The sequence below is a fragment of the Aestuariivivens insulae genome (genome assembly GCF_022662195.1).
In the GTDB taxonomy this organism is placed as follows: Bacteria; Bacteroidota; Bacteroidia; order Flavobacteriales; family Flavobacteriaceae; genus Aestuariivivens; species Aestuariivivens insulae.
In genome coordinates this window covers 182,636-196,119 of sequence record NZ_JAKMCS010000005.1, presented here as the reverse complement: position 1 = coordinate 196,119, position 13,484 = coordinate 182,636, and the positions used below count along the sequence as shown (strand labels likewise).

Here is a 13,484-nt window from a genome sequence, read left to right as displayed (position 1 = left end):
TTTCCGGCTATTTCACAGGTTCTAAGTGCTTCACAAAGTCAAATCTTACCAAACCATCATCATCAATTTTGGTCAACTCTACTTCATGTAAGGTGTTAACCAAATTAGGATTCCATGGCGACTTTACCTTGACGTAATTTTCGGTAAACCCATGTATATAACCTTCCTTATTTTCGCTTTCAAACAAAACTGTTCTTGTAGTTCCTATTTGGCTTTCATAAAATGCACGACGTTTTTTTACCGATAAGCCACGCAACATTTTACTGCGCTTGCTCCTTACATTATTAGGCACAACACCATCCATTTCAACGGCTTCCGTATTATCACGTTCTGAATAGGTAAACACATGCAAATAAGAAATCTCCAGTTCGTTCAAAAAGTTATAGGTTTCTAAAAAATGAGCGTCAGTTTCACCTGGAAAACCAACAATCACATCAACACCAATACAAGCATGTGGCATCACTTCCTTTATTTTAGCAACCCTATCCACATACAACTCACGTAGGTAACGACGCTTCATTTTTTTTAGAATGTCATTACTTCCAGATTGCAGGGGCACATGAAAATGTGGTACAAATGCCCTGGATCTAGACACCAATTCAATGGTTTCGTTTTTTAATAGATTGGGTTCTATGGACGAAATGCGCAAACGCTCGATACCCTCTACTTTGTCCAATTCGGTAACCAGGTCCAAAAAGGTATGTTCGTGTTTTTTATTACCAAACTCACCTTTACCATAATCGCCTATATTAACCCCTGTCAATACTATTTCCTTAATATTTTTGGTTGAAATTTCCCGGGCATTTTTCAACACATTCTCCATCGTATCGCTTCGCGAAATACCCCGGGCCAACGGAATGGTACAATAGGTACATTTATAATCGCATCCGTCCTGAACCTTTAAAAAGGCACGTGTTCTATCTCCTATGGAATAAGAGCCCACATAAAAATCGGCCTCTTCTATTTCACAAGAATGTACCTCGCCATAGTCGTTCTTGCTTAAGTCGTTTATATAATCGGTAATTTTAAACTTCTCGGTTGCACCAAGCACCAAATCCACCCCATTAACATCGGCTAATTCTTCAGGCTTTAACTGGGCATAACAACCAACTGCAGCAATAAAAGCCTTCGGATTTGCCTTTTGAGCCTGCTTCACAATGGTTTTAAAACGCTTATCGGCATTTTCGGTAACCGAACAAGTATTAATTACGTACATATCGGCCTTTTCCGAAAAGTCAACACGCTCAAAGCCTTCATCTTTAAAACTTCTGGCTATGGTTGATGTTTCAGAAAAATTAAGCTTACAACCTAAGGTATAAAATGCGACTTTTTTGTTCATTTAGTCTTTTACTATCCCGAACTTGTTTCAGGAGCTTTTAAGATTTATATTTACCGTTAAAAGATTGCAAATTTACAACTAATAAGTTACATGATAAAACCAACATTAAAACAATTAATAAACTATTTATCAATTAGTTGTATTGCTTTACTGTTCTTCTCCTGCAAAAACAATTCAAACCTCAACAAGGATCATTTGGTTTTTCGGTATAATGAATATGCTAACCTAAATACATTAGACCCCGCTTTTTCTAGGACCCTACAAGATAATTCGGCTTGCAACCAATTGTTTAACGGGTTGGTTCAATTTGATGAAAACCTTAACATTACCCCTAGCATTGCAAAAAAATGGACCGTTTCCCCAGACGGTATCCTCTACACCTTCAGCTTAAGAAACGATGTGTATTTCCATAAGCATTACCTTTTTGGAAAAGATTCAACAAGAACCGTCACCGCAAAAGACTTCTACTATAGCCTCAACAGATTGCGCGACCCCAAAATAGCAGCTCCCGGAAGCTGGGTGCTCAATAAAGTTGATGATTTTAAAGCCATAAACGATACCATTTTTCAAATTAAACTAAAACAACCCTTCCCTGCTTTTATTGGTTTATTGACTATGAAGTATTGCTCGGTCGTTCCTAAGGAAATTGTTGAGCATTATGGCACAGATTTTAGATCGCACCCCATAGGCACCGGGCCTTTTAAGTTTAAACGCTGGGAAGAAAACATAAAACTGGTATTTAGAAAAAATGAGCTTTATTTTGAAAAAGACGAACAGGACAATCAATTACCTTATCTAGAAGCCGTAGCACTTACTTTTCTTCCCGATAAACAAAGTGAATTTTTGCAATTTGCCCAAGGCAACATCGATTATGTCTCTGGATTGGACGCCTCTTATAAAGATGAGCTGTTAACCAGTGATGGCAAGCTTCGTAAAAAATATCATGAAACGGTTAATATGATTCGAGGCCCTTATTTGAATACAGAATATCTTGGGTTTTATTTAGACTCCGAAACACCAGAAATACAATCGGAATTAATACGGAAGGCCATAAACTATGGCTTCAATAGAAAAAAAATGATGCTTTATTTAAATAATGGCGTTGGCAATCCTGCTATTGGTGGTTTTATTCCCGTGGGGTTACCGGGGCATAGTACATCTATTGGTTACACCTATCAACCAAATAAAGCCAAACAGCTTGTTGAACAATTTAAAACCGAAAGTGGCATACGCAACCCTGAAATCACCTTAAATACGACCAGTAATTATTTGAGTTTTTGTGAATTTATTCAACGGGAACTCCAAAAAGCCGGATTGAAAATCAATGTTGATGTAATGCCCGAAGCTACATTACGTAGTGCGCGGTCCAATGGCAAGGTAGATATGTTTAGAAGCTCCTGGGTGGCCGATTATTTGGATGCCGAAAACTACCTATCAATTTTCTTCAGTAAAAATTTTGCGCCTAACGGCTCCAACTATTTTCATTTTAAAAATGATGTATTAGATAGCTTATACAATAAAGCCTTTACCATTACCAATATAGAAGAACGAAAATTACTTTATACCAAAATGGATTCCATAGCCATGCAACATGCCATTATGGTGCCATTGTTTTATGACGAAGTGGTGCGCTTTACTAGAAAAAATGTAAAAGGACTGGGTATTAACCCTATAAACTTATTGGATTTAAGGTATGTTAAGAAAGAGTAGGAATACCAATCCTTTCCTTTACCAATCCATAAACAATACTGTACATTGCCAATCCATAAAAAAACATAATCATAAAATCTTGAAATGGCAAATCTTGCCTAAATGTTTTTATAGCCATAATATTTTCACTAATCATAAACATTATAACTCCAAAGAACACAAAGCCATAACTTCTCGTTGCATAAACTCCTTTTCTCAAATAAGCAAATTGAAACATTAATAGAGTTAAAAAGAAACTTAAAAGAACGGGGATTAAAAATCCTCCCAACCCTTTGAAAACAATGCTTATAATAAATACCGCATATAAAAATAAAATACAGGAAAAAGGAATCAACTTTAAAATATTAAAGTCTTTTTTATGAGAAAACCTAAAACAAAAAAATATTTTCCCTAATGAGAAAAAGAACAAACTAATACTTAGAAATACGATGTTTGCATGATATATTATTGTTAAATCTCCTAAAAAAAAAACAAACCAACGCTAAAAATACCCATACACTTTTCTTTTTGTTTTCTTCTCTATTAAAATAATAATACACAAATAAAAGCATCAATACGAAAGGCTTAGAAATAAACCTAATATGTAAAACCGAAATATGGTGTTTAACATAAATATCAATAAAAAGAATTATAAAAAAAATTAAAGCAATTTTTTTATGATTGATAAAGAAACTTTTCATTGTCTATATTTATCAACAAGAAAAGTTAAAATTTATTAAAAACAAATAAACGGAGCTTTTTTTAGATGAAATGCACTTTTATTTACAACAGTTCTAAGCTAATCCTGCATAAAATAATAAATATCATCATCACCTTTACCCCCCAATCGTTTAGAAACCAAAAAACCAGATGTATTATTTGTATTTATAATTAACGAAAAATCATCCTTACTGCTATTTAAGGGTTTGGGTAGTTTTTCGGCTTTTTCAAAATCGCCTTTTTCATTCATATTACATTTATAGATATCAAACCCACCATAACCCGGACGGTTTGAGGCAAAATACAACGCATTATCATCACCTACGCAAGGAAACATTTCACGGCTATACGAGTTCACATTGCTCCCTAGATTAATAGGCTCACTAAAGGAACCTTTACCTAAAACATCAACCTTAAAAATATCCGACCCACCCTTTGTAGTAGCCTTACCTCCCCTAATATTAGCCGTAAAATACAGTGTTTTTCCATCGTTACTAAAAGCTGGGTGGGCATAGGAATATTTTGGATTACAAAACGGTAATACCTTAAAATTGGTCCAGCCCACACCGTCTTGAAATGTTCCTATTTCTAAATGGAAATTTGTGTCTTTAAAATTACCTTTGGGTTTATTTTTATTGGTGTACAACGTGGTAATGACTAAATGTTCACCGTTTGGTGATAGTGTCGCACTGGTTATGGTTGGAATATTAGCACTATCGTCAATTTTAATGGCACGCTGATTTATAATTTCGCCTCTTTCGGATAAATCGCCTTCATAAATGGTTAGTACAGGGTTACCCCCAACTAATTGCACCTTGCCCCTTTTGTTCAACATATAGGAAGTAAACAAAACTTTATCCGATTTGATTTTCATTAAACCAAAATGGGGCTGTTCTGTATTAATACTTATATTGGTTAGTTTATAATCTAAATTCTGTGAAAAACAATATAAATCCAAAAAGAAGACAACAAGAAAAATAGGCTTCATAACGTATGCTAAATGTTATTTTAGTACACGGACCACCTTCTACCTAATGTGTTTACTATCTACCAATGACTTTCCATCAGTAGTTATTAACCAAAAAGGTATCCTACTTAGTACCCTTTGTGCCTTTCTTGGTGTCCTTTGTGTTTTACTATAACCACAAGCCAACAAAGAAGCACAAAGAACCCAAAGAAAAAAACAGTCATGTACCAAGAGGTTCAATACTATTCAAAAATAGCATTTTGAAAGCAATAGCATAAAGTTATCGGTTATGTATCAAAAAATCAGGATCTTCTGTATGATTTCGTTAACTCAAAAACATACTCAAGAATAGCTCTTTCCTGTTGGTTAAACTCAATGCCCCGTCTAGAGAGCACCTTGTCAACAACTTCAAAAGCTTTTTTAGTATGGTACGTTGTAAATCCGCTATGACCACCCCAACTAAAACTAGGAATAAAATTTCTTGGGAATCCAGAACCAAAAATATTGGCACTAACCCCCACTACAGTTCCTGTATTAAACATAGTATTAATACCGCATTTACTGTGGTCTCCCATCATAAGTCCGCAAAACTGTAATCCAGTTCTAGCAAAGCCTTCTGTGTTATAATTCCACAATCTTACTTCAGCATAATTATTCTTAAGATTGGAATTATTGGTATCGGCACCTAAATTACACCACTCACCCAATACAGAATCTCCAAGGTAACCTTCATGACCTTTATTTGAGTTACCAAAAATCACTACATTCTTTAATTCCCCACCTACTTTGGAATAAGGCCCTATAGTTGTTGCTCCATAAATTTTAGTTCCTAATTTAATAACAGCATGATCACCTAAAGCCAATGGCCCTCTAATTAAGGCGCCTTCCATGATTAAAGCATCCTTGCCAATATAAATTGGCCCTGTACTGGCATTTAGTGTTGCAAATTCTACTGTAGCCCCTTCTTCAATAAAAATTTGGTCTGCCCCTGTTACGTTATTACTTGAGGGAATAGGTTGAGACGCTCTATCCTTGGTAAGCAAATTAAAATCTTCCTGAATCGCCTCGTTATTCTTAGAGAATATATCCCAAGTGTTTTCTATCTTAATAATATCATCTTCAAACTCTAAAGCTTCAAATAGTTCAAAATCGATATCCTCTTGGGCTTCTCTAGTATAAAAAGCAATGATATCTTCCCCTTTAAAAATGGCTTGGTTTTCTTGTAGTGCCTTTACCATCTCTACCAATTCCAGATTAGGCAAGAAAGCGGCATTAATCATAATATTTTCATCCATTTCCACCATAGGGTACTTATCAGATAAGTAATCCTCGGTAACCGTAGTTGTGGTTGTTTGTAAATAGGCTTCCCATTTGTCGCGAATGGTTAAAATACCCACTCTAATATCGGCCACTGGCCTAGTAAATGTAAATGGCAATAAATTATTACGCGAAGGGCCATCAAAAAGAATATAATTCATAAAAAAGTAATTTCAAATTACAAAATGTTGCTATAAAATACCATTTAAGCTTTTATAAAAATACTTTAAATGTGTTCGAAAACATTAACATGATCCATAAAAAAAGCCTTTCAAGATTACTGAAAGGCTTTCATTATTTATATTTAAACTAAACTTATTTTTTAAATTTAGCATATTTATTTTTAAACTTATCAATACGACCAGCTGTATCTACTAATTTAGATTTACCAGTATAGTATGGATGCGATGTTCTTGAAATCTCCATTTTAATCAATGGATACTCAACACCATCCACTTCAATAGTTTCATTAGTGTTAGCAGTAGATTTTGTTATAAAAACATCGTCGTTAGACATGTCTTTAAATGCTACTAATCTATAATTTTCTGGGTGTATACCTTTTCTCATCGCTAAATGCTTTTGTCTATTCAATTTTCGAGCTGCAAATTTAAGCATTTTTTATAAATGCGCAATACTTTTAATTATTTTTTATTTTTAATAATACCGTAACGTTTTAGTACCTTTGGTTACTAACAACTAAACTCCCAAAAATTTAAACTTATGGAAAAATCTTTAAAGTCTGTTGCATCCAATTACGGCCTATATCTCGGTGCTATTTTAGCCGTAGTTTCAATATTAACCTACGCCGTAAATTTAGGGCTATTTACAGAAGTTTGGTTCGGACTAACCCTAATGGCTATAATTATAGTTATGGGTATAATTGCTGTTGCTAAAGTAAAGCAAGCCCAAAATGGATTTGCTTCCTTTAAAGAAGCATTTACAGGGTTCTTTATTACCATTATTATAGGCATTGCTATTAGCACGCTTGTTTACTTTCTAATTTTTAATGTTATTGATACCGATGCCGCTCTAGTTCTGAAAGAAAAGACTATCGAAAAAACCGTTAATATACTTGAAGGCCTTAACACTCCTAACGAGGTTATAGCGAAATCTGTTGAGCAAATTGAGTCGCAAAATCAGTTTGGCATTGCCAATATATTAAAAAGCCTTGCTATAAACATTGTAATATATAGTATAATAGGACTTATTGTTGCTGCAGCAATGAAAAGAACCAAACCTGATTCACAATAACTTCGTATTTCCCTTCTAAAAAATTTAAATTTTAGACTTAAGCCCACTTGGCAACCACTTCTTTAGCACAAGATTTTTATTATTTGTTTTATATGAATTTACAAATGAAAAAATTCACGTACTTTTGAAAGGTTAAATTTCAAATCACCCTATGGATATATCTGTAGTTATACCACTACTTAACGAGTATGAATCCTTAAAAGAATTAAATGATTGGATTGCTAAAGTCATGGTTGCCAATCATTTTTCTTATGAAATTATCTTTATTGATGATGGCAGCACGGATGATTCATGGGAAATGATTAAGCAACTCTCTGAAGAAAACACAAGCGTAAAAGGCATTAGATTCCTAAAAAACTTTGGCAAATCCCAAGCACTACATGCAGGATTTGAAAAAGTACAAGGCAATGTAGTAATTACTATGGATGCCGACTTACAGGACAATCCAGATGAAATACCCGAACTCTACAATATGATTGTTAATGACGGGTTCGATTTGGTATCGGGCTGGAAAAAAAAGCGCTACGATGCCATACTTACAAAGAATCTACCCTCCAAATTATTCAATTGGGCGGCCAGAAAAACTTCTGGTGTTAAATTACATGATTTCAACTGTGGCCTAAAGGCTTATAATAAAGTTGTTGTTAAAAACATTGATGTTAATGGTGAGATGCACCGTTACATTCCTGTGCTTTCAAAAAATGCCGGCTTTACCAAAATAGGAGAAAAAGTAGTACTCCATCAAGCTAGAAAATATGGTTACACCAAGTTTGGCATGGACCGTTTTATTCATGGTTTTTTAGATTTAATAACCATTTGGTTCTTATCACGCTTTGGTAAACGCCCCATGCATTTGTTTGGTGCTTTGGGTGTGCTTATGTTTGCTATTGGTTTTGGCTTTGCTTTGTATTTGGGCATCGATAAATTGTTCTTAAACCCAGCAGGAAGACTCATCACAGAACGTCCTCAATTTTATCTTGCGCTTTCAACCATGATTATAGGTACACAATTTTTTGTAGCTGGATTTTTAGGAGAGATCATATTACGAACCAAAGATGGAAAAAAACGCTACCTTATAAAAGACAAGTTGAACTTTAAGTAAGGGGAGGTATCACCTTAACTTTTTTTTACATGAGCCCTATGTTTGTTTAATAGCAACTATTACGGTTTCGTTCCAATTTGATCCAAAATTACAAGTTTTCAAAAATTGTTATTTATCAATTGCTTAATTTTGCAAATATTAATTTAATGACAACATGATACACATCGAACCAAAAATTCTAGAGCGCATCAATACATGGTTAACCCCTGTGTTTGATAGTGAAACCCAAGAAACCATTAAAGAAAGTATAGCAAACAATCCTAAGGATATTCAAGAAAGCTTTTATAAGGATTTGGAATTTGGTACAGGTGGTATGCGTGGTATCATGGGTGTAGGCACCAACCGAATAAACAAATACACATTAGGTAAAAGCACACAAGGTTTAAGTGCTTATTTACATAAACAGTTTCCAAACGAAACACCCAAGGCTGTAATTGCTTACGACTGTAGGCACAACAGTAAATCATTAGCTAAAGTGGTTGCCAATGTATTTTCGGCCAATGGTATAGAAGTGTACCTATTTGAAGATTTACGCCCAACACCAGAGCTATCCTTTGCCGTAAGACATTTAAATTGCCATTGTGGTATTGTGTTAACGGCATCCCATAACCCACCAGAGTACAATGGTTATAAAGTATATTGGCAGGATGGCGGTCAATTGGTACCACCGCATGATGGTGCCGTTATTAGCATGATAAACGAAATTGATTATTCCGACATCAAGTTTGATGCCAATGAAGACCTAATCCATCATATAGGAAAAGATGTGGATGATGTTTTTATTAAAGCATCTGTTGAAAACGGCTGCGTAGGGGCTACCCAAGAAGCCAAAGATAACTTGACTATTGTGTTCACTTCATTACACGGTACGTCAATCACAGCAGTCCCTGAAACTTTAAAACAGGCAGGCTATAAAAATGTACATATTGTAAAGGAACAAGAAATTCCTAATGGTGATTTTCCAACTGTAGATTCTCCAAACCCCGAAGAACCAGCGGCCTTAAAAATGGCATTGGAACTGGCCGATAAAGTAAACGCCGATATTGTTATTGGAACCGACCCAGATTGCGACAGATTGGGCGTTGCCGTACGTAATAACGATAACGAGCTGCAATTGCTTAATGGTAACCAAACCATGCTTATGATGACCGACTTCCTTTTAAAACAATGGAAAGCCGATGGCAAGATAAAAGGAAAGGAATTTATTGCTTCTACCATAGTATCAACACCTATGTTAACTAAACTGGCACAAGCCTATGGCGTAGACAGTAAAATTGTATTAACAGGCTTTAAGTGGATTGCCAAGTTAATTAAAGACCACCCTGAACTCAATTTTATTGGTGGTGGCGAAGAAAGTTTCGGGTATATGGTTGGCGATTTTGTACGCGATAAAGATGCCGTTACCTCAACCCTATTAGCTTGTGAAATTGCTGCCATATCAAAGTCTAACGGAAGTTCTTTCTTTAATGAATTAATAAAACTTTATATAAAGCACGGTTTCTACAAAGAGAAATTGGTGTCATTAACCAAAAAAGGAATTGAAGGCGCTCAGGAAATCAAACAAATGATGGTGGATGCCAGGGAAACGCCTGTTAAGGTGATTAATGGCTCCAATGTTTTAAAAGTTGAAGACTATGAGGCCTCTACCTCAAAAAACATGCTTACAGGGGAAGAGACCACAATAGACATTCCTAAATCCAACGTATTGATATATTATACCGAGGATGGCAGTCAAGTGGCATTAAGACCTAGTGGGACTGAACCAAAAATTAAATTTTATGTGAGTGTTAACACGACGTTAGAGTCAATTGAAGACTTTAAAGCAACCGAAACTACTCTTGACATAAAAGCTGAAGCCATTCTAAAAGACATGAAACTTATTTAATGAACCATTTTTATAATATTTTAAGGTACGCCAAGCCTTATAAACGTTTTGCCATAGGACACATTATTTCTAATGTGTTCTTTGCTTTATTTGGAGCATTATCTTTCGTTGCATTAATTCCAATGCTCGATATTTTATTCGAAAAAAAAGATAAAGTCACCCAAATTGTAAAACCTGTATACTCTGGTATTGGAAATCTAAAAGATTTTTTCAAAGACTATTTAGCCTATCAAGTAAATCTTTACGCTGAAAACGACCCACAAAAAGCTTTGCTTATGGTCGTTGGCCTTATAATATCCCTTTTTCTATTAAAAAATATATTTGGGTATTTGGCTAACTACTTCATGGTATTTTTAAGAAACGGTGTTGTTCGTGATTTAAGAAATGCTGTTTATGAGAAAACTGTAGCCTTGCCATTATCTTATTTTTCAGAGCAAAAAAAGGGCGATATTATGGCTCGGGTAACTAATGATGTAGCCACGCTACAATATTCCATGCTTCCTGTTCTAGAGCTTATTGCGAGAGAACCATTAATGATAATTTTTACAATAATCATGATGCTTATCATCAGTTTTAAGCTTACTCTTTTTGTTTTTGTTTTTATTCCTTTATCCGGAATTGTAATTTCTAGAATAGGTAAAAGCCTAAAACGAAAATCAGATCGCGTTCAAAAAGAACAAGGCACTATTCTTTCCATTCTGGAAGAGACGTTAACTGGGCTTCGAATCATTAAAGGGTTTAATGCCGAAGAAAGATTTAGAACAAAATTTCATGAGTCTTCAAATCGCTTCTACAGCTTTTCCAATAAATTGTTAAACCGACAAAATCTGGCATCGCCAACCAGTGAGTTTTTGGGCATTTTAGTAATTTCAATCCTGCTTTGGTATGGAGGCCAGTTGGTTTTAGTTGACAAATCTCTTGATGGCGCTTCGTTTATTGCCTATATAGGTTTGGCTTACAATATTATGGTGCCTGCAAAAGCCATTTCCAGAGGGCTTTACAATATTAAACAAGGGAATGCCGCAGCCGAACGTATACAAGAAATTATAGATACCAAAAACCCATTAAAGGATAAAATTGACGCTGTTAATAAACCTGATTTTGTCAAGAATATTGTGTTTAATGACATTTCATTTAAATATGAAAAAGAATATGTACTAAAACACTTTTCGCTAACCATAAACAAAGGACAAACCATTGCTTTGGTTGGACAATCTGGTAGTGGAAAATCTACCATAGCCAATTTAATTACACGATTTTACGATGTAAACGAAGGTTCCATTTTAATAGATGGGCAAGACATACGCGACCTAACAACGGCATCATTAAGAGGCCTACTTGGTATTGTTACCCAAGACGCCATTTTGTTTAACGACAGTATCAAAAACAATTTGAAATTAGGAAACGATGCAGCCTCAGATGAAGACGTTATCGATGCCCTAAAAATAGCCAATGCTTGGGAGTTTGTAAAAGATTTACCAGAAGGTATAGACACCAATATAGGAGACTCTGGCAATAAACTCTCTGGCGGACAAAAACAACGCTTAAGCATTGCTCGAGCTGTACTTAAAAGCCCACCCATAATGGTACTGGACGAAGCCACATCGGCATTGGACACTGAAAGCGAACGCTTAGTACAAGTAGCTTTGGAAAACATGATGAAAAATAGAACATCTATTGTTATTGCACATAGATTATCTACCATTCAAAATGCAGATACCATTATTGTACTTAACAAAGGGGAAATCGTAGAACAAGGCAAACATAACGAACTCATTGCCCAAAATGGCGTTTACAAAAAGTTGGTAGACATGCAAAGCTTCGAATAACACAGCACCGCTTTAAGACTAAGTGATAAAAAAGAAAAAAGGATAGAGATTTGGGCTTCTATCCTTTTTTTTGTCCATTGTTAGATTTGGGGACGACTAACAACATAAGTAGGTTTCTGATACAAACATAACACAAAACTTCTTACCAAACAAGAAAAAAATACACTTTATCGTTGTTTTCACGCACTTAATCGAATTTCGAACTTTTAAAACTCTTACTATCAGCTATTTAAAATAAAAAAATCATGCATTTAAACTTTTGCTATCTTTAGATGTCAAATAAGAAAAAAATTAGTGACCGACGAGGTACAATTAGTAAAACAATTACAATCCAATACATCAAAGGAACAAGCTTATAGAACATTAGTAAAACTCTATAAAGAACGTTTGTATTGGCACATTCGAAATATTGTAAAGTTACATGACGATGCAGATGATGTATTACAAAATACCTTTCTTAAGGTTTTTAAAAACATCCACAACTTTAAAGGCGATAGCAAACTGTTTTCATGGATGTACCGTATAGCTACCAACGAGGCCATTACGTTCTTAAACAAAAAAGCCAAACGATTACAGATTACCAATGAAGAGGTGCAACAACTTGCCATTGGCAATTTAACTTCAGACGTCTATTTTGAAGGTGATGAGATTCAATTAAAATTACAAAAAGCTATTGCTACCCTACCAGAAAAACAACAGTTGGTTTTCAATATGAAATATTTCGAAAATATAAAATACAAAGATATGGCAGAGATTTTAGAGACTAGCGAAGGTGCTCTAAAAGCATCATACCATATTGCAGTAAAAAAAATAGAAGCTTATTTAACTAAAAATTAAACCATTAACAAAAAAAGAAGTCTTATTAAATAAGATGAACAAAAAACAAATACATAACATCGAGAAAACTGGATTTAAAGTCCCAAAGGATTATTTTAATAATCTAGAGGATAGTCTATTGAGCAATATCAGACTCAAGGAATTAGCTAGTAGTTCTGGTTTTAAAACTCCTGAACTCTATTTTGAATCTGTTGAGGAACACATCGTTAAAAAAACAATAGACCAAGAGCCTAAAAAGGTCATTTCCATTTTTAGCAAACAAAACCTCATTTACGTTTCAGGTATTGCAGCGGCTGTGTTATTGCTTTTAACACTCGTTGTATTTAATCACAAACCCCAATGGAATAATTTAGACACGGAAACCGTTGAAAACTATATTATTGATGAAAATATAGACTCATACGAAATAGCAACCTTATTACTTGATGATGGTTTAAAGGAAGCCGATTTTATTAATTATAACTTGAAAGATGAAACTATTGAAACCTATTTATTAAATAATTCAGATATTGAAGATTTAATTCTTGAGAAGAACTACAACGAATAGT

At 34.6% G+C, this 13,484-nt stretch carries 12 protein-coding genes; 7 read left to right on the top strand and 5 right to left on the bottom strand.

Annotated features, from left to right (window positions below; translation table 11 throughout):
* Positions 1 to 7: 7 nt before the first annotated feature.
* Positions 8 to 1,339, bottom strand: coding sequence for a tRNA (N(6)-L-threonylcarbamoyladenosine(37)-C(2))-methylthiotransferase MtaB (gene mtaB / locus MR062_RS08225; RefSeq protein WP_242203668.1), 1,332 nt, complete (start codon positions 1,337 to 1,339; stop codon positions 8 to 10).
* Between the two features lie 90 nt (positions 1,340 to 1,429).
* On the opposite strand from mtaB, the gene MR062_RS08220 reads away from it, so the two are divergent.
* Positions 1,430 to 3,049 (top strand): ABC transporter substrate-binding protein, encoded by a 1,620-nt coding sequence (locus MR062_RS08220; RefSeq protein WP_242203667.1) that lies wholly within the window; start codon positions 1,430 to 1,432, stop codon positions 3,047 to 3,049.
* On the opposite strand, the gene MR062_RS08215 is transcribed toward MR062_RS08220, so the two are convergent.
* The 4 genes from MR062_RS08215 to MR062_RS08200 form a co-directional block, all read right to left on the bottom strand.
* The gene (locus MR062_RS08215; RefSeq protein ID WP_242203666.1) at positions 3,036 to 3,458 is read right to left on the bottom strand and encodes a lysoplasmalogenase family protein; all 423 of its coding nucleotides are present in this window, start codon (positions 3,456 to 3,458) and stop codon (positions 3,036 to 3,038) included. The genes MR062_RS08220 and MR062_RS08215 overlap by 14 nt on opposite strands.
* Before the next feature lie 369 nt (positions 3,459 to 3,827).
* Positions 3,828 to 4,736 (bottom strand): TolB family protein, encoded by a 909-nt coding sequence (locus tag MR062_RS08210; RefSeq protein WP_242203665.1) that lies wholly within the window; start codon positions 4,734 to 4,736, stop codon positions 3,828 to 3,830.
* A gap of 281 nt (positions 4,737 to 5,017) precedes the next feature.
* Complete coding sequence (locus MR062_RS08205; RefSeq protein ID WP_242203664.1) at positions 5,018 to 6,193, bottom strand: GlmU family protein; 1,176 nt, start codon at positions 6,191 to 6,193, stop codon at positions 5,018 to 5,020.
* Between the two features lie 154 nt (positions 6,194 to 6,347).
* Positions 6,348 to 6,599: a type B 50S ribosomal protein L31 gene (locus tag MR062_RS08200; protein ID WP_242203663.1), complete on the bottom strand. Its 252-nt coding sequence runs from the start codon at positions 6,597 to 6,599 to the stop codon at positions 6,348 to 6,350.
* A gap of 153 nt (positions 6,600 to 6,752) precedes the next feature.
* Here MR062_RS08200 and MR062_RS08195 point away from each other — a divergent pair, with 153 nt between their 5' ends.
* From MR062_RS08195 to MR062_RS08170, 6 genes are all read left to right on the top strand, one after another.
* Positions 6,753 to 7,283: a DUF4199 domain-containing protein gene (locus MR062_RS08195; RefSeq protein WP_242203662.1), complete on the top strand. Its 531-nt coding sequence runs from the start codon at positions 6,753 to 6,755 to the stop codon at positions 7,281 to 7,283.
* 151 nt (positions 7,284 to 7,434) lie between these two features.
* On the top strand, positions 7,435 to 8,385 hold the full coding sequence (locus tag MR062_RS08190; RefSeq protein ID WP_242203661.1) for a glycosyltransferase family 2 protein: 951 nt from the start codon (positions 7,435 to 7,437) through the stop codon (positions 8,383 to 8,385).
* A 154-nt stretch (positions 8,386 to 8,539) separates the two neighbouring features.
* Positions 8,540 to 10,270 carry a phospho-sugar mutase gene (locus MR062_RS08185; protein WP_242203660.1) on the top strand — a complete coding sequence of 577 codons (1,731 nt, stop codon included), beginning with the start codon at positions 8,540 to 8,542 and terminating at the stop codon, positions 10,268 to 10,270.
* Entirely contained in the window at positions 10,270 to 12,099 is a 1,830-nt protein-coding gene (locus tag MR062_RS08180; RefSeq protein ID WP_242203659.1) for an ABC transporter ATP-binding protein, read from the top strand. Before MR062_RS08185 ends, MR062_RS08180 begins: the two co-directional genes overlap by 1 nt.
* 294 nt (positions 12,100 to 12,393) lie before the next feature.
* Positions 12,394 to 12,936, top strand: coding sequence for an RNA polymerase sigma factor (locus MR062_RS08175; protein ID WP_242203658.1), 543 nt, complete (start codon positions 12,394 to 12,396; stop codon positions 12,934 to 12,936).
* 34 nt (positions 12,937 to 12,970) lie between these two features.
* On the top strand, positions 12,971 to 13,483 hold the full coding sequence (locus MR062_RS08170) for a hypothetical protein (protein WP_242203657.1): 513 nt from the start codon (positions 12,971 to 12,973) through the stop codon (positions 13,481 to 13,483).
* The last annotated feature ends 1 nt before the right edge of the window (position 13,484 follow it).

Bases quoted from the DNA above. Each gene is read 5' to 3' on its own strand.
- mtaB (WP_242203668.1), bottom strand. From the start codon at position 1,339: ATGAACAAAAAAGTCGCATTTTATACCTTAGGTTGTAAGCTTAATTTT.
- MR062_RS08220 (WP_242203667.1), top strand. From the start codon at position 1,430: ATGATAAAACCAACATTAAAACAATTAATAAACTATTTATCAATTAGT.
- MR062_RS08210 (WP_242203665.1), bottom strand. From the start codon at position 4,736: ATGAAGCCTATTTTTCTTGTTGTCTTCTTTTTGGATTTATATTGTTTT.
- MR062_RS08205 (WP_242203664.1), bottom strand. From the start codon at position 6,193: ATGAATTATATTCTTTTTGATGGCCCTTCGCGTAATAATTTATTGCCA.
- MR062_RS08200 (WP_242203663.1), bottom strand. From the start codon at position 6,599: ATGAGAAAAGGTATACACCCAGAAAATTATAGATTAGTAGCATTTAAA.
- MR062_RS08195 (WP_242203662.1), top strand. From the start codon at position 6,753: ATGGAAAAATCTTTAAAGTCTGTTGCATCCAATTACGGCCTATATCTC.
- MR062_RS08190 (WP_242203661.1), top strand. From the start codon at position 7,435: ATGGATATATCTGTAGTTATACCACTACTTAACGAGTATGAATCCTTA.
- MR062_RS08185 (WP_242203660.1), top strand. From the start codon at position 8,540: ATGATACACATCGAACCAAAAATTCTAGAGCGCATCAATACATGGTTA.
- MR062_RS08180 (WP_242203659.1), top strand. From the start codon at position 10,270: ATGAACCATTTTTATAATATTTTAAGGTACGCCAAGCCTTATAAACGT.
- MR062_RS08170 (WP_242203657.1), top strand. From the start codon at position 12,971: ATGAACAAAAAACAAATACATAACATCGAGAAAACTGGATTTAAAGTC.